The following is a 209-nucleotide window of genomic DNA, read 5'->3' on the forward strand; positions in this document are numbered from 1 at the left end:
AAGCGTACCGGAGTCTGCTAATCAGGTATGGTCAATGGATTTTATGCATGACCAACTCCGGGACGGGCGAACGATCAGGCTGTTGAACGTTATTGACGACTTTAACCGTGAAGGGCTTGGGATTGAGATAGACTTCTCGCTTCCAGCCGAACGCGTGGTGCGAACACTGGAGCAAATCATCGAGTGGCGTGGCTGCCCGCAAGAAATTC

Annotated in this window: 1 protein-coding gene; it reads left to right on the forward strand. The window is 52.2% G+C overall.

The window, feature by feature from the left end; translation table 11 throughout:
- A partial coding sequence (locus V6C16_RS14875) for a DDE-type integrase/transposase/recombinase (protein WP_333543645.1) occupies window positions 1-209 on the forward strand: 209 nt, incomplete at both ends.

The organism is Desulfovibrio sp. 1188_IL3213 (assembly GCF_036763145.1).
Classification (GTDB): domain Bacteria; phylum Desulfobacterota; class Desulfovibrionia; order Desulfovibrionales; family Desulfovibrionaceae; genus Desulfovibrio.